Origin of the sequence: Streptomyces sp. W1SF4 (assembly GCF_003950035.1) — a bacterium.
In the GTDB taxonomy this organism is placed as follows: domain Bacteria; phylum Actinomycetota; class Actinomycetes; order Streptomycetales; family Streptomycetaceae; genus Streptomyces; species Streptomyces racemochromogenes.
Genome location: NZ_CP034352.1, coordinates 54,344 through 76,461, shown reverse-complemented (window position 1 = coordinate 76,461; position 22,118 = coordinate 54,344). Strand labels below are relative to the sequence as shown.

Sequence of the window (22,118 nt, the reverse complement as noted above, 5' to 3'; positions counted from 1 at the left end):
GGCGCCCCTACGGGCGAAGGCGCACCGGAAGCGTCTCCAGCCCCTGCATCATAAAACTCTTGCGCCAGCGCAATTCGGAATCCGGAACGGCGAGGGAAAGATCGGGGAAACGGGCCAGGATGTCGCGCAGGGCTATTTCCATTTCCGCCCGGGCGAGCGGCGCGCCGACGCAGTAGTGGATTCCGTGCCCGAATCCGAGGTGGCCGTTGGTGGACCGGCTGACGTCGAGCATGTGCGGGCAGGCGAACTTCGCCTCGTCCCGGTTGGCCGACCCGAGCAGCACCGACACGTACTCGCCCGCCCCCACGGTCACCCCGCCCAGTTCCAGCGGCTCCGTGGCGTAGCGCAGCGTCGCCCGGTTGCCCGGGCCCTCGTAGCGCAGGAACTCCTCGTTGGCGGCCGGGATGAGGCCCGGGTCCGCGCGGACCGCCGCGAGCTGCTCCGGGTGGCCCAGCAGGGCCCGCAGACCGTGTCCGATCATGTTCACGGTGGTCTCGTATCCGGCCACCACCAGCAGGAACACCGTCGAGACCAGCTCGACGTCGGAGAGCTGGTCCTGGTCGTCGCGGGCGGTCACCAGCGCGCTGATGAGGTCCTCGCCCGGCTCGGCGCGCTTCTGCTGGACCATCTGCCCGATGTGCTGGCCGAACCTCGCCATGTTCGCGCCGGCGTTCTCGTTGTCGTTCGACATGATGGCGCCCGTCAGCCCCACCAGCACCGGCAGGTGCTCGGCCGTGATGCCCAGCAGCTCGGCGAGCACCTTGACCGGGAAGACCGCCGTGTAGTGCTCCACCAGGTCGACCACGCCGTCGCCGGAATCGGCGGCCGCCTTCTCCGCCGCGTCCAGCAGCTCCGCGCTGATCCGCTCGATCGTGGGCCGCAGCCGCTCCACGCTGCGCGCCGTCAGGGCCTTGTTGACCAGCTTGCGCAGCCGGGTGTGGCCCGGCGGGTCCATGTTGAGCATGTGGCGGCCCACCGAGCTGTGCTCCAGCCGGGGCGTGCCGCCCTCGCTCATCTCGCGGTCGAAGTAGCCCAGCTCGACCGAGGTGTCGATGTCCTTGGACAGGGCCGGGTGCGTCATCGCGATCCGGGCCTCCTCGTGGCTGACGACCGCCCAGACCCGCAGGCCGCTGGGCAGCAGCATCCGGTGCACCGGCCCCCGCGCCCTGAGGCCGGCGAAGGCCGGATAGGGGTTGCTCAGAAACTCTTCGTCCATTACGGGAAGGGACACGAATACTCCTCGGATTACCGAATAGGGGTTGACCAGTAGGCCGCTTAAGGGGTTGCTTCAGGGGTTTGCAGGGGCCGATAGGGGTCGCCCCGGGTAACACCACTATTGAAGTTGATCTCACTTGTCGGCTCGCATAGTATCGGCCGCCGCGGGGGATGAAAAGAAATTCATAAACCTTTCTCCCGTGCGGCAAGAGCGTTGGTCTGGATCAATGCGGGCGATCGGATGCGGGGGACATGCAATGGGGGAGCACGCGGTGCGGGACGGCCTTCTCAGGCCCCTCTCGGAACTCCTCCGGGGGCACGCGCGCGACCGCGCCGACCGGATCGCCCATTCCGACGGGACGCGCGAGGTCACCTACGGGGAGCTGGCGGCCACGACCGGCAGGCTGGCCGGCCACCTCGCCGCCCTCGCCGCCGGCCGCGGCCGGCGCGTCCTCGTCCACCTGGGAAACCGGGTCGAGACCGTCGAGAGCTGCCTCGCCGCCACCCGCGCCGCCCTCGTCGCCGTACCCGTCAGCCCCCGCGCGGGCGACGCCGAACTGAAGCACGTCCTCGACGACTCCCAGGCCGCCGTCGTCATCACCGACGCGCACCGCCTCGCCCAGTACCGCCGCCTGGAGGCGGTGGGACACGGCGTCCATTTCGTCGTCGTCACCGCACCGGGCGAGACCCCCACCGCCGGTACCGACGCCGCCGGCGTCCACGACTACGCCCGGCTGTCCGCCACCGAACCGCCCGCGCCCGCCCCCGACGACCTCGCCCTCGACGAAGTCGCCTGGATGCTCTACACCTCCGGCACCACCGGCACCCCCAAGGGCGTCCTGTCCACCCAGCGCGCCGGCCTCTGGTCCGTCGCCGCCGGATACCCGTCCGTCCTCGGCATGACCGACGACGACCGCCTGCTGTGGCCGCTGCCGCTCCACCACAGCTTCGCGTTCAACCTGTGCGTCCTCGGCGTCACCGCCACCGGAGCCTCGGCACGCATCATGGCCGACCCCACCCCGGGCGAGGTGCTCGACGAACTGCGCGCCGCCCCCTACACCCTGATGGCCGCCGTCCCGACGCTCTGCCACCACCTCCTGGACACCGCCGGCGAGGCCGCACCGGCCCTGACCGGACTGCGGGCGTTCCTCGTGGCCGGCGCGGTCACCGGCCCGGAACTCGGCGCACGCTTCGCCGACGCCTTCGGCGTCCCCCTGATCGACAGCTACGGCAGCACCGAGACCACCGGCGTCATCACCTGCAACCCGCTGACCGGACCCCGCGTCCCCGGCTCCTGCGGGCGCCCCGTCCCCGGCCTCGGCCTGCGCGTCGTCGACCCGGCCACCGGGCTCGACGTCCCCTGCGGCGACGAGGGCGAGATCCGCGTCGACAGCCCCAGCCTGATGCTCGGCTACCACCGCGCCCCCGAGGCGACCGAAGCGGCCTTCCACGAAGGCTGGTACCGCACCGGAGACCTCGGCCGCCTCGACACCGACGGCTTCCTCACCATCACCGGACGGCTGAAGGAACTGATCATCCGCGGCGGCGAGAACATCCACCCCGCCGAGATCGAGGACGTGATCCGCGCCGGCGAGGACATCGCCGACGTCGCCGTCGTCGCCCGCCCCCACAGCGGCCTCGGCGAGGTCCCCGTCGCCTACGTGGTCCCCCGCGAAGGCCGGAACCTGTCGCCCGAGGACATCCTGACGCGCTGCCGGGAACACCTCGCCTACTACAAGGTGCCCGTCGCCCTCCACCGCACCGCACACATCCCCCGGACCACCTCCGGCAAGACGGTCCGCCGACTCGTCGGCACCGGCCCCGAACCCACCCGGCTCCTCGCCTCCGGCACCACCCACCACGACCGGATCAGCCGCACCCTGCCCGGACCGGCCCCCGTCCCCGCCTCCCTCCCCGCCGACGACACCAGCACCCTCGCCGCCACCGCCGTCCTGCTGCTCACGGCGCCCGACGAGGGCGACCGCGCCGACACCCTGGCCCGCCACCTGACCGGTGCCCACCACTGCACCGACGTCACCCGCGCGACCTGCGACCCCACCGACGCCGAAGCGCTCGACCGGACCCTCGCCGACTTCGACGCCCCCGCCGTGGTCCTGCTCGCCGCCGACACCCCCGGAGCGGTCTTCGACGCCGCCGCACAGCGCCTGAGCGCCCAGGGCCGCACCGCGCTCTCCCTGACCGCCGCACCCGAGGTCACCGGCCACGAACTCCGCGAAGGCCTCGACGCCGCACTGATCGAGGGCGAACCGGCCGTCCGCGTCCACCCCTTCGGCCGGGAACCGGCGGCGCCCCACGACCCCACAGCCACCGGGGACCCCGACCTGACCCGGCGCCTGACCGGGGAACTCCTCCCGCTGAGCGAGGACGGCCGCGAGCGGCGCCTGCTGCGCCTCGTCACCGACGCCATCGCCGAAGTACGGGGCGACACCACCCGCGGCACCCCCGGCCCGCGCGAGCGGTCCCGGCCGCTCGGCTTCGACTCCATGGCCTCCGTACGCCTGTCGGCCCGGCTGGGCGCGGCCACCGGACTGCGGCTGCCCGCCTCCCTGGCCTTCGACCACCCGACCCCCGTCCTGCTCGCCCGGTACCTGCGCGGCCGGCTGCTCGGCCCGGCCGCCGCGGCCGCCGCGCAGGACCCGGTGGCGGACACCGCCGACCCGGTGGTCGTCGTCGGCGCGGCCTGCCGGTTCCCCGGCGGCGTGGGCTCGCCCGAGGACCTGTGGCGCCTGGTCGCCTCGGGCACCGACGCGGTGGGCCCCTTCCCGCAGGACCGCGGCTGGGACCTCGACGGCCTCTTCGACGCCGACCCCGACACGCCCGGCACCACGTACACCCGCGAAGGCGGCTTCCTCGACGGAGCCGCCGACTTCGACGCCGGCTTCTTCGGGATCTCCCCGCGCGAGGCCCTCGCCATGGACCCCCAGCAGCGCCTGCTGCTGGAGACCTCCTGGGAGCTGTTCGAACAGGCCGGCATCGACCCCGACTCCCTGCGCGGCAGCCGCACCGGCGTCTTCGCCGGCCAGATGTACCACGACTACGCACCGCGCCTGGCCGGGGAGACCGGCCTGGACGGCTACCTGAGCACCGGCGGCGCGGGCAGCGTCCTGTCCGGGCGGCTGTCCTACTTCTACGGCTTCCAGGGCCCCGCCCTGACCGTGGACACGGCGTGCTCCTCCTCCCTCGTCGCCCTGCACCTCGCGGCGGAGTCACTGCGCCGCGGCGAATGCGAACTGGCCCTGGCCGGCGGCGTCGCCCTGATGGCCACCCCGGCCTCCTTCGTCGACTTCAGCCGCCAGCGCGGCCTGTCCCCCGACGGCCGCTGCAAGCCCTTCGCGGCCGCCGCCGACGGCACGGCCTGGTCCGAGGGCGTCGGCATGCTCCTCGTGGAGCGACTGTCGGACGCACGCCGCAACGGCCACCGGGTCCTCGCCGTCCTCAAGGGCTCCGCCGTCAACCAGGACGGCGCCTCCAACGGCCTGTCCGCCCCCAACGGCCCCGCCCAGCAGCGCGTCATCCGCCAGGCCCTCGCCCACGCCGGCCTCACGGCCGACCAGGTCGACGCCGTCGAGGCGCACGGCACCGGCACCACCCTCGGCGACCCCATCGAGGCCCAGGCCCTCCTCGCCACCTACGGCCAGGACCGGCCGGAGGACCGCCCGCTGTGGCTCGGCTCCGTCAAGTCGAACCTGGGCCACACCCAGGCCGCGGCGGGCATGGCCGGCGTCATCAAGATGGTCATGGCGATGCGCCACGGCCTGCTGCCCCGCACCCTGCACGTCGACGCCCCCACCCCGCACGTGGACTGGACGGCGGGCCGCGTCGAACTGCTCGCCGAGGACGTCACCTGGCCGGAGACCGGCCGCCCGCGCCGTGCGGCCGTCTCCTCGTTCGGCATCAGCGGCACCAACGCCCACGTCATCCTGGAAGAAGCGCCGCCCGTCGCCGCGCAGGAACCGGCGCCGACGGCCCCCGCTCCGGGAATTCCGGTCTGGGTGCTGTCGGGCCGGGACGCGGGGGCGGTACGGGCGCAGGCGGCCCGGCTGCTGGAGCGGGTGACGGCCGATCCGGAGCCGCCGTCCCCGGCCGACGTGGCTTTCTCGCTGGTGGCTTCGCGGGCCGCGCTGGGCAGTCGGGCGGCCGTGGTGGCTGCCGACCGTGCGGGTCTGCTGGCCGGGCTGGAGGCCCTGGCCGAGGGCCGCTCGGCGCCGGGCGTGGTCGAGGGCGCGGTGTCGGGCGGCAAGTCCGCGTTCCTCTTCTCCGGCCAGGGCGCGCAGCGTCCGGGGATGGGCCGTGAGCTGTACGAGGCGCAGCCGGTGTTCGCGGCGGCGTTCGACGAGGTGTGCGCCCACTTCGACTTCCCGCTGAAGGACATCGTCTTCGGCGGTGGGGAGGAGGTCCACCGCACCGAGTGCACCCAGCCGGCACTGTTCGCCGTCGAGGTGGCGTTGTACCGGCTGCTGGAGTCCTACGGCGTCCGTCCGGACTTCCTGGCCGGGCATTCGATCGGTGAGATCGCCGCCGCGCACGTCGCCGGCGTCCTCTCCCTCGCGGACGCCGCGGCGCTGGTCCGTGCCCGGGGTGCGCTGATGGGTGCCCTGCCGGAGGGCGGGGCGATGGTATCCGTCCAGGCCGCCGAGGACGAGGTCCGCCCGCTGCTGTCGGCGGACGTCGACATCGCGGCGGTCAACGGCCCCCAGTCCGTGGTGATTTCGGGCGCCGAGCAGGCCGTCCTCGCGGTCGCCGCCACCCTCGCCGGCCGGGGCCGCAAGACGAAGCGCCTGACGGTCTCGCACGCCTTCCACTCGCCCCTGATGGAGCCGATGCTGGAGGCGTTCCGCGAGGTCGCCGAGTCCCTGACCTACTCCGCGCCCGAGATCCCGGTGGTATGCGCCCTCTCCGGAGACGTGGCCTCTGCGGACTACTGGGTGCGCCACGTCCGCGAGGCCGTCCGTTTCCACGACGCCATGCGCCGGCTGGAAGCCGCGGGGGTGGACACCTACCTCGAACTCGGCCCGGACGCCGTCCTGGCCGCCATGGGCCAGGCCTGCCTGACCGAGCCCGCCACCCTCCTGCCCCTGCTGCGCCGCGACCGCTCCGAGCCGTTCACGCTGATGTCCGCCCTCGCGGGAGCGTTCGTCCGCGGCGTCGAGCCCGAGTGGACCCGCGTCCTGTCCGGCCGCCGCGTCGACCTGCCCACGTACGCCTTCCAGCGGCAGCGCTACTGGCCCGCCGCACCCATGGCGGCCGCGGCCGGCCACGGAGACCCCGCGGACGACCTGCTCTACCGGGTGACCTGGGAGCGGCTCGAAGACCCCGCTGACCCCTCCGCGACCACCGCCCCCCTCGGGTCCTGGCTGGTCGTCACCGACGCCGGCCACCCCGCCGGGTACGCCGGCACGGTCATCGCCGCGCTGGCCGACCGGGGCGCCGACGTGGTGCCGCTGCCCCTGACCGCCGCCGAGCACGACCGGACCGTACTCGCCCGGCGGCTGGCCGGGGAGATCCCGGCGGACGGCCTCACCGGAGTGCTGTCCCTGCTCGACCCCGACGGCGCCGACGCCACGGCCGCCACCCTCGCCCTGATCCAGGCCCTCGGCGACACCGGCCGGCCGGCCCCGCTGTGGGTCGCCACCCGCGGCGCGGTCCGCGTGGACGAGCGGGAGGACGGCCCCGTGCGCCCCCGCCAGGCCCAGCTGTGGGGCCTGGGCCGGGTGGCCGCACTGGAGGCCCCCGACGGCTGGGGCGGCCTGGTCGACCTGCCCGAACAGCTGGACGCCGACGCCCTGCGACGGCTGTGCGCCCTCCTCGCCGGAGCCGCCGACGAGGACGAGACCGCCCTGCGCCCCTCCGGCACCCACGCCCGCAGGCTGGTGCGGACCGGCTGGTCGGCGCCCGCCCGGGACTGGTCGCCACGTGGCACCGTCCTCGTCACCGGCGGCACCGGAGCCCTCGGCGGCCACGTCGCCCGCTGGCTCGCCGAGGCGGGCGCCGAGCACCTGCTGCTGGTCAGCCGGCGCGGCGCGGACGCCCCGGGCGCGGCGGAGCTCGTGGACGGACTGTCCGCGCGGGGAGCCGAGGTCACCCTCGCGGCCTGCGACGTGTCCGACGAGGACGCCCTCGCCGCGCTCCTCGCCGCCGTACCGGCCGAACACCCGCTGACGGCCGTCGTGCACACCGCCGGAGTCCTCGACGACGGCGTGCTCAGCGCCCTCACCCCCGCGCAGCTCACCCGCGTACTGGAGGGCAAGACGGACGCCGCCCTCACCCTGGACCGGCTGACGCGCGGCCTCGGCCTCGACGCGTTCGTCCTCTTCTCCTCGCTCGCCGGCGTCATCGGAGCGGCCGGACAGGCGAACTACGCGGCGGCGAACGCCGCCCTGGACGCCCTCGCCCAGCAGCGCCGCCGCGAAGGCCTGCCGGCCACCGCCGTCGCGTGGGGAGCCTGGGAAGGCGACGGCATGGCCGCCGCCGACGCGGTCGTCCGCGAGCGCATGCGCCGCACCGGCTTCCGCCCCATGGGCCCGCGGCGGGCCCTGCGCCTGCTGGACGGCGCGATCCGCCACGGCGAGACGGCGGTCCTGGCCGCCGACATCGACTGGGACCGCTACGCGCGGGCCCACGGCCCGGCGGCCCGGCGCCCCCTCCTGCGGGCGCTCACCGGCGCGGCGGTGCCCGTACCCGCCACCGGCCTCGCCGCCACCCTGGCCGGCCGCGGCCCGGACGAGCAGCGCGCGGCCCTCGTCGGGCTGATCCGCGGACACGCCGCCGAACTGCTGATGCACCCGACGCCGGACGCCATCGCCCCCGAGCGGTCCTTCCGGCAGCTGGGCTTCGACTCGCTGGCCTCGGTGGAGCTGGCCGGCCGGCTCGGCGCGGCCACCGGACTGCGCCTGCCCGCCTCCCTCGCGTTCGACTACCCCAGCCCGGTGGCGCTGGCGGAGTTCCTGCGCGGCGAGCTGGCCGGCACCGCGCGGCAGGCCGTCGTGGCGGGCCCGGTGGCGGACGCCTCCGACCCGGTGGTGGTCGTCGGCGTGGCCTGCCGCTTCCCCGGCGGCGTGTCCTCGGCCGACGGGCTGTGGTCCCTCCTCGCGGACGGCGCCGACGCGGTGGGCCCCTTCCCGCAGGACCGCGGCTGGGACCTGGCGAACCTGTTCGACGCCGACCCCGACACACCCGGGACCACGTACGCGACGGCCGGCGGCTTCCTGGAGGCCGTGGGCGACTTCGACGCCGGCTTCTTCGGGATCTCCCCCCGCGAGGCCCTCGCCATGGACCCCCAGCAGCGGCTGCTGCTGGAGACCTCCTGGGAGCTGTTCGAACAGGCGGGCGTCGACCCGGACTCGCTGCGCGGCAGCCGCACCGGCGTCTACATCGGCTCCAACGGCCAGGACTACACCGCCCTCGTGGCGCGGTCCGCCGAGGACCTGGAGGGCTACCTCGGCACGGGCGGCGCCGCCAGCGTCGTCTCGGGCCGGATCGCGTACAGCTTCGGCCTCGAGGGGCCCGCGGTGACGGTGGACACGGCCTGCTCGTCCTCCCTCGTCGCCCTGCACCTCGCGGCGGAGGCGCTGCGGCGCGGCGAATGCGAGCTGGCCCTGGCCGGCGGCGTGACCGTCATGTCGACCCCGGACGCGTTCGTCGACTTCAGCCGCCAGCGCGGCCTCTCACCGGACGGCCGCTGCCGGGCCTTCGCGGCCGCCGCGGACGGCACGGGCTGGTCCGAGGGCGTCGGCATGCTCCTGGTGGAGCGGCTGTCGGACGCCCGGCGCCACGGCCACGAGGTCCTCGCCGTCCTCAAGGGCTCCGCCGTCAACCAGGACGGCGCCTCCAACGGCCTGTCCGCCCCCAACGGCCCCGCCCAGCAGCGCGTCATCCGCCAGGCCCTCGCCAACGCGGGCCTGACCGCCGACCAGGTCGACGTGGTGGAGGCGCACGGCACGGGCACCCCGCTCGGCGACCCGATCGAGGCGCAGGCACTGCTGGCCACGTACGGCCAGGACCGCCCGGCGGACCGCCCGCTGTGGCTGGGCTCCCTGAAGTCCAACCTCGGCCACACCCAGGCCGCGGCCGGCGTGGCCGGCGTGATCAAGATGGTGCTCGCGATGCGGCACGGCGTCGTACCGAAGACGCTGCACGTGGACGCCCCGACCCCGCACGTCGACTGGACGGCGGGCGAGGTCCGGCTGCTGACCGAACCGCTGGCCTGGACCCCGGCGGACGAACCGCGCCGCGCGGCCGTGTCCTCGTTCGGCATCAGCGGCACCAACGCCCACGTCATCCTGGAGGAAGCGCCGCCCGTCACCGCGCGGGAGCCGGCGCGCACCGCCCCCGCGCCCACGCCCGTATGGGTGCTGTCGGGCCGTGACGCGGACGCCGTCCGCGCCCAGGCCGGGCGGCTGCGAGCCCGGGTGTCGGCCGACGCCGAGGCCGACCTCACGGCGGTGGGCCGGTCGCTGGCGGTGGGCCGCAAGGCCTTCGAGCACCGTGCCGCCGTGGTCGCCCAGGACCGGGACGAGGCCCTGGCGGCCCTGGCGGCCCTGGCCGACGGGGCCACGGACGCGGCCGCCCCGGGCCGGTCCGCGTTCCTCTTCACCGGCCAGGGCGCGCAGCGTCCGGGCATGGGACGTGAGCTGTACGAGACCCAGCCGGTGTTCGCGGCGGCCTTCGACGAGGTGTGCGGACACTTCGACTTCCCGCTGAAGGACATCGTCTTCGGCGAGGGCGAGGAGGTCCACCGAACGGAGTTCACCCAGCCCGCGCTGTTCGCCGTCGAGGTGGCCCTCTACCGGCTGGCGGAGTCGCTCGGTCTGCGCGCGGACTTCGTCGCCGGGCACTCGATCGGCGAGATCGCCGCCGCGCACGTGGCGGGTGTCTTCTCCCTCGCGGACGCCTCGGCCCTGGTCCGCGCCCGCGGCGCCCTCATGGGCGCCCTGCCGGAGGGCGGGGCGATGGTCTCCGTCCAGGCCGCCGAGGACGAGGTCCGTCCGCTGCTGTCGGCGGACGTCGACATCGCGGCGGTCAACGGCCCCCAGGCCGTGGTCATCTCGGGCGCCGAGCAGGCCGTCCTCGCGGTCGCCGCCACCCTCGCCGACCGGGGCCGCAAGACCAGGCGCCTCACCGTCTCGCACGCCTTCCACTCGCCCCTCATGGAACCGATGCTGGACGCGTTCCGCGAGCTCGCCGAGTCCCTGGCCTACCGCGAGCCCGGGATCCCGGTGGTCTCCACCCTCACCGGCACCCTCGCCGGCGCCGGGGAGCTGACCTCGCCCGCCTACTGGGTGCGCCACGTCCGCGAGGCCGTCCGCTTCCACGACGCCGTCCGCCACCTGGAAGCCGCCGGGGTGCGCACCTACCTCGAACTCGGTCCCGACGCCGTCCTGACCGCCATGGCCCAGCAGTGCGTCACCGAGGCCGCCGCCGACGCGTCCGGCTTCGTCCCCCTGATGCGGCGCGGCAAGGACGCCCGGCACACCCTCGCCGCCGCCCTGGCCGCCCTGTTCGCCCGGGGCACCGACCCGCACTGGCCGGCGTACTTCGGCCCCGGCACGCGGGCACCCGGCGTACCCGGCCACGCCTTCCGGCGGACCCGCCACTGGCCGCGCCCGCGCCCCGCCGGCGCGCACGGCGCCGACGCGCACCCGCTGCTCACCGCCGTCCTCGACCGCGCCGGCTCCGACGAGGTGCTCCTCTCCGGCCGCCTGTCGGCCCGTACGCACCCCTGGCTGGCCGACCACGTCGTCAACGGCACGGTCATCGTGCCCGGGACCGCCTTCGTCGAGATGGCCCTGCGCGCCGGCCGGGAAGCCGGCTGCGACACCCTCGACGAGCTGACCGTCCTCGCACCGCTGCGCCTGCCCGAGGCCTCCGTCGTCGAGGTGCAGACGCTCCTGGCCCCCGCCGGCCCCGACGGGGAGCCCGGGACCTGGACCGTGACCGTCCACGCACGGCCGGCCGACGCCCCCGACACGGGCTGGACCCGGCACGCGAGCGGGCTCCTCAGCGGCGCCACGACGTCCTCGGGCCCGTCCGCCGGGCCGCTCGTGTGGCCGCCGGCCGACGCCCAGCCGGTCGAGGCGGGGGACACGTACGTCCGCGCCGCCGCCATGGGCTTCGACTACGGCCCGGCGTTCCAGGGCCTGAAGGCCGCCTGGCGCCGGGGCGACGAGATCTTCGCCGAGGTCGCCCTGCCCCCGGCGGACGCCGACGACGCCGCACGGTTCGCCTTCCACCCCGCGCTCTTCGACGCCGCCCTGCACACCGGCTTCATCGAGTCGCCCGGCGGGTCCGACGACGCCGGCCGGCTGCCGTTCACCTGGCAGGGGCTGACCCTCCACCGGGCCGGCGCCGCCACCGTACGGGTGCACCTGACCCGGACCGACGCCGACACCCTGTCCCTGGACATCACCGACGGGCTCGGCGAACCGGTCGCCTCGGTCGCCTCGCTGACCCTGCGCCGGATGCGCCCCGAGGACCTCGCGGGCGACACCGCCGCCCTGCTGGAGACCCGGTGGCAGCCGCTGGACCCCGGCCCGGTCCCCGCAGGCCCCTGCGTGCTCCTCGGGGACGGCCGGACCGCCGGCCTCGGCGTGCCGGCCTCCCTGGACGGCGTACCCCTCACCGCCTACCCGGACCTGGAGGCACTGGAGCGGGCCGCCGAGCCCCCCACGACGGTCCTGCACCTGCTGGACGCGTCCGAGCCCGCCGACCCGGACGACCCGGCCCGCCACGCCCGCGAGGCGTCCTGGCGCACCACCGGCCTGCTGCGCCGGTGGACCGCGTCCCCGCTCGCCCAGACGGCCCGGCTCGTCCTGCTCGTCCCGGCGGGCGACCCGGCCGGCACCACCCGGGGAGCGGTCCGCGCGCTGCTGCGCACCGCACAGGCCGAACACCCCGGGAAGTTCCTGGTCGTCGAGATGGACGGGCAGCCACGGTCGTGGGACGCGCTGCCCGGCGTCCTCGGCGCCGACGAGCGGGAGGCCGCCGTCCGCGACGGGCTCCTGCTCGCCCCCCGCCAGGTCCGCCGGCCCGAGACCGCGCCCGGCGCACCGGCCCCCGCCCGGCCGGCGCCCGGATTCGCCGGGACCGTCCTGATCACCGGCGGCACCGGCGGCCTCGGCGCGGTCGTCGCCGAGCACCTCGTACGCCGCCACGGCACCACCGACCTGCTGCTGCTCAGCCGCGGCGCCGCCGCCGACCCGCGGGGCGGGGAACTCGCCTCCGCCCTGCGCGCACTCGGCGCCCGCGTGACCCTCGCCGCGTGCGACGTGGCCGACCGCGAGGCCCTGGCGGCCGTCCTGTCCGGCGTCCCCGCCGACCGCCCCCTGAAGGCGGTCGTCCACGCCGCGGGCATCGTCGACGACGGGCTGCTCGCCACCCTGACGCAGGACCAGTTCGAACGGGTCATCCGGGTCAAGGCGGCCGGCGCCGTCGCGCTGCACGAACTGACCAAGGACTCCGGCCTCGACGCGTTCGTCCTGTTCTCGTCCGCGGCCGCCGTCATGGGCAGCCCCGGCCAGGCCAACTACGCCGCCGCCAACGGCTTCCTGGACGCCTTCGCCCACCACCGCCGCTCCCTCGGACTGCCCGCCCAGTCCCTCCAGTGGGGCCCCTGGGCCGAGGAACGCGGCATGGCCGGCCGGCTCGGCCCCGAGGCCGTCGCCCGGATGGCGCGCAACGGCACCGCACCCCTGGCCAACGAGGAGGCCCTCGCCCTGCTCGACGCCGCGCTGGCGCTGCCCGGCCTACCCAACCTGGTCGCCGCCCGCCCCGCGGCCGCCCCGGCCCGGACCGGGACGGCCAGGGCCGCGGCCAGGCCGGCCGCCCCCGAGCGCGGCGCCTTCACCCGCAGGCTCGCCGGAGCCGACGCGGACACCCGCCGCAGGCTCCTCACCGACCTGGTCCGCACCCAGACCGGCTCCGTCCTCGGCCACGGCACGTCCGCCCACGTACCGGCGGAACGCTCCTTCCGCGAACTGGGACTCGATTCGCTGGCCGCCATCGAACTGCGCAACCGGCTCGGCGCGGAGACCGGCCTGCGGCTCTCCCCGACGCTCGTCTTCGACCACCCCAGCCCGCTGGCCCTGGCCGGGTTCCTCGACCGGGAACTGGCCCCCGCCCCCGCCCCGGACCGGCCCGACCCGGCCGTGGTCCGCCGCCTCGACGACCTCACGGCCGGCCTGCGCACCACCGCACCCGACCCGGCCACCGCCCGCTACCTGGAGGACCGGCTGCGCGCCCTGCTCGCCGAGGTCGGCGGGCCGGTGCGGCCGCCGGCCGCGACCGACGTGGACGACGTCACCGACGAGGAACTGTTCGACATCCTGAACGGAGAGATCGGCATCTGATGGCACACATCGCATTCTTCAGCGTGGCCGCCCACGGGCACGTGTCGCCCACCCTGGGCATCGTCGCCGAGCTGGTCTCGCACGGCCACCGGGTCACCTACTTCACCACCGGGGCCTTCGAGGAGCGGCTCACCCGGCTCGGCGCGCGGGTGTGTCGCTACGACGTCGCCACCTCGCCCGGACAGTCGCCGCGCGCGTTCGCCGAGAACGACCTCAGCGCCCTGCCCCTGTTCTTCCTGCACGGCAGCGCCGACCGGATCGCCCTCGCGGAGTCCTTCGTCGGCGCCGACCGCCCCGACCTCGTCGTGTACGACAACACGGTGCCGTTCGCCGGACGCGCCCTGGCCCGCAGGTGGGGGGCGCGCGCCGTGCAGTTCTTCCCTTCCCTCGCCTCCAGCCGCTCCTGGGCGCTGATGGACGCCATGCTGGCCCGCACCGGCCGCTCCGCCTCCCACGAGGCCAACGGCGCCGAGTTCGACGCACGCCTCGCCGAGTTCCTGCACGGGGCCGGCCTGGACGGGGTCCGGGCCGAGGAGTTCATGGACTTCGAGGAGGAACTCAACCTGGCCTTCCTGCCCAGGGAGTTCCAGCCCGCCGCGCACACCTTCGGCGAGCACTACCGCTTCGTCGGGCCCAGCCTGGGCGGCCGCGGGGCCGAAGGCACCTGGCACCCCGCGGACCCGGACCGCCCGACGGTGTTCGCCTCCCTCGGCACGGTCTTCAACCGGGCCACCTCCTTCTACCGCACCTGCGTGGAGGCGTTCGCCGGCAGCGGCCTCCACCTGGTGCTGTCCATCGGACAGCAGGCCGACCCGGCGGACCTCGGCACCCTCCCGCCGCACTGCGAGGTGCACCGCAGCGTCCCCCAGCTGTCCGTCCTCGGCCAGGCCGCCGCGTTCGTCACGCACGGCGGCATGGGCAGCACGATGGAAGCCCTGTCCTTCGGCACGCCGATGGTCGTCGTCCCGCAGATGGTCGAACAGGAGATCATCGCCGACCGCGTCGCCGAACTCGGCCTGGGCCTGCGCCTCGACCCGGCCGACGTCACCGCCGAACGCCTGCGGGCCGCCGTCGAGACCGTCACCGCCGACACCGCCGTGGCCGCCGCCGCGGCCCGCTTCCGGCGGCTGGGCCACGACGCGGGCGGCGCCGCCGCCGCGGCCGCGGCGATCGAAGCACACCTGGCGGGCACGGGCACCGCCGCACACACGAAGGCGGCCGCGATATGACCGGGCAGAACGTCCTCATCGTCGGAGCGGGCGCCGTCGGCACCCTCCTCGCCTGTGACCTCCTCCAGCAGTCCGTGCCGGTACGGATCGTCGACGCCAAGCCACCGCAGGAGGAGTACGACCCGCACTCCCGGGCCGTGATGATCTGGCCCCGCGTCCTGGAACTCCTGGAGAAGGTCGGCATCGCCGACGAGCTCGTCTCCCGCGGCCTGCGGGCCGACGACGTCAGCTTCTTCTCCCGCGGACGCCGGCTGGGCACCGTACCGATGACGAAGCTGGGCGCCGCCCGCCCCCACGGCCTGGGCATCGTGCAGAGCGAGCTGGAAGTGCTGCTGCACCGCCGTCTCGCCGAACTCGGCGGCACCATCGAGTACGGGACCGAACTGACCGCGATCGACACCACCGGCCCGCACCCCACCGCCACCCTGCGGCACGCCGACGGCCGCACCGAACAGGCCGCGGCCGACTGGCTGATCGGCGCCGACGGCGCCGGCAGCGTCACCCGCCGGCTCCTCGGTATCCCCTACCCCGGCGTGCCCTTCCCGCTCGGCATCGCGCTCGGCGACTTCCCCGTCACCGGGCCGCGCGCCTCCACCGTCGAGTACCACTACGCCGACAGCGGCCTGCTCCCGCTGGTCCACCTCCCCGACGGCGTCTGCCGCCTCGCCACCATCGTGGCACCGGGGGAGACCGACTGGTCGGACCGCCCGCTGCCGGACTGGCAGCGGATGGTCGACGAGCGCACCAGCCTCCCGTACCGGCTCGGCGAACCCCTGTGGACCCGCACCTACCACCCGCGCCCCGGCGTCGCCGAACGGTTCCGCGAAGGCAGGGTCGTCCTGGTCGGCGACGCCGCCCACTCGGTGGTCCCCCTCGGCGGACAGGGCCTCAACCTCGGCCTCCAGGACGCGTTCAACCTCGGCTGGAAGCTCGCCGGCGTCGTCCACGGCGTCTGGGACGAGCGGATCGTCGACACGTACGACGCCGAACGCCGCAAGGCCGTCGAGCAGGTCCGCACCGTCATCCGCACCGAAATGGAACTCTCCGGCGCCCCCACCGCACGGGACCGCCGCCTGCGGGACCTGAAGGTGGCCGCGGCCCACCGCACCGGCCTCCTGCGGCACGTCGCCGCCCCCCTGATGAGCCAGATCGGCCTCGGCTACGCCGCCACCGACGAGCCGCTGTGGCGCTCGGCCCTGCACCGAAGGGCCCGCCCCGGGGACCGGCTGCCGTTCTTCCACCGGACCCGGCAGCACGCCGGGGCGCCCCTCCTGGACCAGCGCGACCACATCGCACTGCTCTGGCCCGGCCGCCGCCCCGCCGCCGGCTGGCAGACCGTCGCGGACGGCGCCCGCCGCGTCCTCGGGGACCGCCTCCCCGTCCACGACCTCGCACGGCTGACGCCGTCCGGACGCACCGCCCTCGGCCCGCTGTTCGGCAAGCGGCCGCTGATCGCCCTGGTCCGTCCCGACGGCCACCTGGCCCACCTCGCCGCCGCCCACCGGCCGGCCGAGTCCCTGGGCCACCTGGACCGGCTGGTGTCCCGGCCGCTGACCCCCTCGCGAAGCAGGTGAGCCCCATGCGGACCCTCCTCATCGACAACCACGACTCCTACACGTACAACCTGTTCCAGCTGCTGGCCGAAGTGAACGGCGAGGAACCCGTCGTCATCGCCAACGACGCGGCCGCCGCCGCCGACCTGGACCTCGACGCCTTCGACAACATCGTCATCTCGCCCGGGCCCGGCCACCCCGCCCGCTCCCGCGACTTCGGCGTCTCCCGGGACGTCCTGGTCAAGGCGGGCGTCCCCGTCCTCGGCGTGTGCCTCGGCCACCAGGGGCTCGCCGTGTGGGCGGGCGGCGAGGTCGTACCCGCCCCCGTACCCGTGCACGGTGAGGTCGCCCGGATCCGGCACGACGGGGACGAGCTCTTCGCGGGCATCCCCGAGGAGTTCGGCGCCGTCCGCTACCACTCCCTGTGCGTGGCCCAGCCGCTGCCCCCCGACCTCCAGGCCACCGCCTGGTCCGAGGACGGCGTCGTCATGGCGCTGCGCCACCGGCTGATGCCCCGCTGGGGCGTTCAGTTCCACCCGGAGTCCATCGAGACCGAGTACGGCCGCCGGATGCTGGCCAACTTCCGGGACCTGACCCTCGCCGACCGCACCGAGCGCACCGGCGGCCGCACCGCCGCCCCCGCACCCGCCCGGGCCGCCGCCACCCGCACCGGGGACGCGCCGGCACCCGTCCGGCCCGCCGCCGGCACGGGGGAGCGTACGCACTACGCGCTGCACGTGGCCGAACTGGACACCGCCGTCGACACCGAGACCGCTTTCGCCTCGCTCTTCGCCGGCTCCCCGCACGCCTTCTGGCTCGACAGCGCCCGCGTCGAGCCCGGCCTGTCCCGGTTCTCCTTCCTGGGCGACGCCCGCGGCCCGCTCGCCGAGACCGTCCGCTACCGCGTCGAGGACGGCGTCGTCGAGGTCGACTCCGCCACCCCCGGCAGCCACCGCGAGTCCGTCTTCGACTACCTCCAGCGGGAACTCGCCCGCCGGGTCATCGACGCCCCGCCGCTGCCCTTCGACTTCACCGGAGGCTACGTCGGCTACTTCGGCTACGAACTGAAGGGCGACTGCGGATCCCCCAACCGGTACACGGCCCCCACCCCCGACGCCGTCTGGATCTTCGCGGACCGGTTCCTCGCCGTCGACCACCAGGAGGGCCGCACCTACCTCCTCGCCCTCAGCACCGGCCCCGCCACCGCCGACGGCGCCAGCCGCTGGCTCGCCGACACCGCCGACGCCCTCGCCCGGCAGGAACCCGCACCGGCCCCCGCCCCCGCCCCCGCCGACGGGCCCGTGACGTCCGTGGAAGCCCGGCTCGCCCGCGACCGCGACGCCTACGTCCAGGACGTCCTGCGCAGCCAGGAGTTCCTGACCGCCGGCGAGAGCTACGAGATCTGCCTGACCAACGTCGCCGAGGTCCCCGCCACCGACGACGGCTTCACCGCCTACCGCCGGCTGCGCCGCGCCAACCCCGCCCCCTACGCCGCCTACCTGCGGCTCGACGGCACCGAAGTGGCCTGCTCCTCCCCGGAGCGCTTCCTCAGGATCACCGCCGACCGGGTCGCCGAAGCCAAACCGATCAAGGGAACCGCACCGCGCGGCGCCACCCCCGCCGAGGACGAGCGCGCCCGCCGCGAACTCGTCGCCAGCACCAAGACCCGCGCCGAGAACCTGATGATCGTCGACCTGATGCGCAACGACCTCGGACGCGTCTGCGAAGTCGGCTCCGTCCACGTCCCCGTCCTGATGGCCGCCGAAAGCTACGCCACCGTCCACCAGCTCGTCTCCACCATCCGCGGCACCCTCAAGGACGGCAACGACGCCATCGACTGCGTCCGCGCCTGCTTCCCCGGCGGCTCCATGACCGGCGCCCCCAAACAGCGCACCCTGGAGATCATCGAGTCCCTGGAAGGCCGCGCCCGGGGCATCTACTCCGGCGCCATCGGCTACCTCTCCTGCAACGGGACCACCGACCTCAACATCGTCATCCGGACCATGGTCCTCGCCGACGGGCACTGGCGGATCGGCGCCGGCGGCGCCGTCGTGCTCGGCTCCGACCCCCACGACGAGTACGACGAAATGCTCCTCAAGGCCGACGCCCCCGCCCGCGCGCTGCTCCCGGCCCGCCCGGCCACCACCCAGCCCGTCCCCGAACGAACCGGAAGTGACCAGCGATGACCCCGCAGACCCCCGTCGACGTGACCGCCCTCGTCCAGGCCATGACCCTCGACGAGAAGCTCTCCTTCGTCCACGGCTCCGACGACCCCGAGGCCCTCGGCCAGTCCGGCTACATCCCCGGCGTCCCCCGCCTCGGCATCCCGGAACTGCGCATGACCGACGGTCCGGCCGGCGTCCGCATGAAGCGCGGGACCACCACCGCGCTGCCCGCCCCCATCGCCCTGTCCTGCACCTTCGACGACGAACTCGCCGCCCGCTACGGCCAGTACCTCGGCCACGAGGCACGCGCCAAGCGCCAGGACGTCCTCATCGGCCCGATGATCAACGTGCTGCGCCAGCCCTTCGGCGGCCGCAACTTCGAGCTGTACGGCGAGGACCCCCTGCTGGTCACCGCCATCGGCACCGCCGTGGTCAACGGCATCCAGTCCCAGGGCGTCATCGCGATGCCCAAGCACTTCGCGGCCAACAACCAGGAAGAGAACCGGATGGCCGTCGACACCGTCGTCGACGAACGGACCCTCCGCGAGATCGAGTTCCCCGCCTTCGAGGCCGCCGTCCGGGCCGGCGCCGGCGCGTTCATGGGCGCCACCAACGGCGTCAACGGCCACCCCAGCTGCCAGAACGAGACCCTCCTCACCACCGTCCTGCGCGACGAGTGGGGCTTCGAGGGCTGGGTCATGTCCGACTGGGACGCCGTCCACGACACCGCCGCCATCGAAGCCGGCCTCGACCAGGAGATGCCCGACGGCGCCCACCTCGGCGAACCGCTGCGCCAGGCCATCGCCGAAGGCCGCGTCGACGAAGCCGTCCTGGACCGCGCCGTCGCCCGCATCGTCGGCCAGATGGCCCGCTTCGGCCTCATCGGCGACGACACCCCCCGCCCCGTCACCACCCGCGACGCCGCCCGCGGCCGCGCCCTCGCCCTCGAGGTCGCCACCGCCGGCTCCGTCCTCCTGCACAACCCCCGGGGCGTCCTGCCGCTGTCCGCCGACAAACTCACCGAGCCCGGCCCCGCCGCGCACGGCCTCGCCGTCATCGGCCGGCCCGCCACCGTCCCCAAGACCGCCGGCGTCGGCAGCGCCCTCGTCGTCCCCGAACACGCCGCCACCCCCCTCGACGTCCTGCGCGGCCGCCTCGGCGACGACGCCGTCACCTTCCGCATCGGCGAGGACCCGGCCGGCCGCCCCATCCCCGCATCCGCGCTCGTCCCCGCCTTCCGCGAGGGCGAGGTCCCCGCCGGACCCTCCACCGAGCCCGACTACTTCTACGAGGGCGAACTCACCATCGAGACGGAGGGCCGCTACCGCATCGCCGTCACCGCACTCGGCGGCTACGCGGCCATCGACCTCGAAGGCCACCCCCGCGTCTTCGCCGGCAGCTCCTTCGGCGACACCGCCGGCCTCACCGTCGACCTCCTCCCCGGCACCTACAAGCTCGTCCTCTCCGCCCTCCCCATGCCCACCAACCCCGTCCGCCTCACCCTCGGCTGGGTCACCCCCCAGCAGGCCCAGGCCGACATCGACGAAGCCGCCGAAGCCGCCCGCGGCGCCCGCGCCGCCGTCGTCTTCGCCTACGACGAGCTCGCCGAACTCATCGACCGCCCCGCCCTCGCCCTGCCCGGCCTCCAGGACACCCTGATCTCCGCCGTCGCCAAGGCCAACCCCAACACCGTCGTCGTCCTCAACACCGGCTCCTCCCCGACGATGCCCTGGCTGGACGACGTCGCCGCCGTCCTCGACGTCTGGTACCCCGGCGAGGCCGGAGCCGAGGCCACCGACGCCCTCCTGTTCGGCGACGCCAACCCCAGCGGCAAGCTCACCCAGAGCTTCCCCGTCGACGCCGACCACACATCCGTCGCCGGAGACCCCCTGCGCTACCCCGGCGTCGACGGCCGCGTCGAATACCAGGAAGGCCTCTTCGTCGGCTACCGCTGGCACGACCAGCACGCCGTCGCCCCCCTGTTCCCCTTCGGCCACGGCCTCAGCTACACCACCTTCGGCTACGAGGACCTCCGCCTCACCGCCCGGGGCCGCGAACTCAAGGTCACCTGCACCCTGCGCAACACCGGCGCTCGCGCCGGCCGCGAAACCGTCCAGGTCTACCTCGGCAGCAGCCCCGACATCACCGCCCCCCAGGCCCCCCGGGCCCTCGCCGGCTACGCCACCGCCCACCTGGAACCCGGCGCCACCACCACCGTCGACATCGTCCTCGACGCCCGCCGCTTCGAGTACTGGAACACCGACACCGGCACCTGGACCGTGGCCGCCGGCCCCCGCACCGTCTCCGTCGGCCGCTCGTCCGCCGACCTCCCCCTCACCGCCACCGTCCACGTCGACCCGGCCGGAACGGTGAGCCCGTGACCCCGGCCCCCCAGCGGATCCACACGCCGGTCTGCGTCATCGGCGCAGGCCCCGCCGGCCTGCTGCTGGCCCGGCTCCTCGAACTGAACGGAATCGACTGCGTCGTCCTCGAACGCCGCAGCCGCGACCACGTCGAACGCCGCGTCCGCGCCGGCCTCCTCGAACAGGGCACCGTCGAAGCCCTCCGCCGGGCCGGCACCGCCGAACGCCTCGACCGGGAAGGACTCGTCCACGAAGGCTTCGAACTGCGCCTCGACGGCGACGTCCACCGCCTGCCCTTCACCAAGCTCACCGGCCAGTCCGTGTGGATGTACGGACAACAGGAAGTCGTCAAGGACCTCATCGCCGCCCGCGCCGCGACCGGCGGAGCACTCCACTTCGACGTCGACGACGTCCGCGTCGACCGGCTCGCCGGCGACGGCGCCACCGTCACCTGCACCCTCGACGGCCGCCCCACCGAGATCACCTGCGACTTCGTCGCCGGCTGCGACGGCTTCCACGGCGTCAGCCGCACCGCCGTCCCCGCCGCCTCCCTCACCACCAGCAGCCACACCTACCCCTACGCCTGGCTGGGCGTCCTCGCCGCCGCCCCTCCCATGACCCCCGAACTCGTCTACGCCACCGGCGAGCGCGGCTTCGCCCTCCAGAGCATGCGGTCCACCACCGTCAGCCGCCTCTACCTCCAGGTCCCGCCCGGCGAAACCGCCCACACCCGCACCGACGAGGAGATCTGGGCCGAACTCGACCTGCGCCTCGCCGGCGGCAGCGGAGCCCTCCCCACCGGCCCCGTACTCGAACGCACCCTCGTCCCCCTGCGCGGCTTCCTCTGCGCACCCATGCAGCACGGACGGCTCTTCCTCCTCGGCGACGCCGCACACATCGTCCCGCCCAGCGCCGCCAAGGGCCTCAACCTGGCCGTCGCCGACGCCGAACTCCTCGCCGGAGCCCTCGCCGTCTGGTACGGCACCGGACGGCGCGACGCCCTCGACGCCTACTCGGCCACCGCCCTGCGCCGCGCCTGGCTCGGCCAGGAGTTCTCCCGCTGGATGACCGAGCTGCTGCACACCTCCCCGGACGGCACCCCCTTCGACCGGGGCCTGCGCCGGGCGCGCTTCGACCACCTGACCGGCTCCACTGCCGCGGCGACCGCCTTCGCCGAGCAGTACGTGGGCCAGTCGCGCCGCTGACGGCCACCCCCGCCCGGTCCGCC

General features: G+C 75.0%; 7 protein-coding genes. 6 read left to right on the top strand and 1 reads right to left on the bottom strand.

Annotation, left to right across the window (positions count from 1 at the left end; genetic code table 11):
* Positions 1 to 7 precede the first annotated feature (7 nt).
* Positions 8 to 1,216 (bottom strand): cytochrome P450, encoded by a 1,209-nt coding sequence (locus D1J60_RS36340; protein WP_125824783.1) that lies wholly within the window; start codon positions 1,214 to 1,216, stop codon positions 8 to 10.
* Positions 1,217 to 1,487: 271 nt separating this feature from the next.
* On the opposite strand from D1J60_RS36340, the gene D1J60_RS38790 reads away from it, so the two are divergent.
* The 6 genes from D1J60_RS38790 to D1J60_RS36310 are packed head-to-tail and all read left to right on the top strand — an operon-like array spanning position 1,488 to position 22,095.
* Positions 1,488 to 13,580 (top strand): type I polyketide synthase, encoded by a 12,093-nt coding sequence (locus tag D1J60_RS38790; protein WP_164721128.1) that lies wholly within the window; start codon positions 1,488 to 1,490, stop codon positions 13,578 to 13,580.
* Positions 13,580 to 14,809, top strand: a complete 1,230-nt coding sequence (locus D1J60_RS36330; RefSeq protein WP_125824781.1) for a macrolide family glycosyltransferase — start codon at positions 13,580 to 13,582, stop codon at positions 14,807 to 14,809. Before D1J60_RS38790 ends, D1J60_RS36330 begins: the two co-directional genes overlap by 1 nt.
* Complete coding sequence (locus D1J60_RS36325) at positions 14,806 to 16,383, top strand: FAD-dependent monooxygenase (RefSeq protein WP_125824780.1); 1,578 nt, start codon at positions 14,806 to 14,808, stop codon at positions 16,381 to 16,383. The genes D1J60_RS36330 and D1J60_RS36325 overlap by 4 nt, the downstream gene beginning before the upstream one ends.
* Before the next feature lie 5 nt (positions 16,384 to 16,388).
* Positions 16,389 to 18,548, top strand: coding sequence for an aminodeoxychorismate synthase component I (pabB, locus tag D1J60_RS36320; protein WP_125824779.1), 2,160 nt, complete (start codon positions 16,389 to 16,391; stop codon positions 18,546 to 18,548).
* Positions 18,545 to 20,908, top strand: coding sequence for a glycoside hydrolase family 3 C-terminal domain-containing protein (locus D1J60_RS36315; protein WP_125824778.1), 2,364 nt, complete (start codon positions 18,545 to 18,547; stop codon positions 20,906 to 20,908). Before pabB ends, D1J60_RS36315 begins: the two co-directional genes overlap by 4 nt.
* Positions 20,905 to 22,095, top strand: coding sequence for a 4-hydroxybenzoate 3-monooxygenase (locus D1J60_RS36310; RefSeq protein WP_125824777.1), 1,191 nt, complete (start codon positions 20,905 to 20,907; stop codon positions 22,093 to 22,095). Before D1J60_RS36315 ends, D1J60_RS36310 begins: the two co-directional genes overlap by 4 nt.
* Positions 22,096 to 22,118 lie beyond the last annotated feature (23 nt).

Bases quoted from the DNA above. Each gene is read 5' to 3' on its own strand.
- D1J60_RS36340 (WP_125824783.1), bottom strand. From the start codon at position 1,216: ATGGACGAAGAGTTTCTGAGCAACCCCTATCCGGCCTTCGCCGGCCTC.
- D1J60_RS36330 (WP_125824781.1), top strand. From the start codon at position 13,580: ATGGCACACATCGCATTCTTCAGCGTGGCCGCCCACGGGCACGTGTCG.
- D1J60_RS36325 (WP_125824780.1), top strand. From the start codon at position 14,806: ATGACCGGGCAGAACGTCCTCATCGTCGGAGCGGGCGCCGTCGGCACC.
- pabB (WP_125824779.1), top strand. From the start codon at position 16,389: ATGCGGACCCTCCTCATCGACAACCACGACTCCTACACGTACAACCTG.
- D1J60_RS36315 (WP_125824778.1), top strand. From the start codon at position 18,545: ATGACCCCGCAGACCCCCGTCGACGTGACCGCCCTCGTCCAGGCCATG.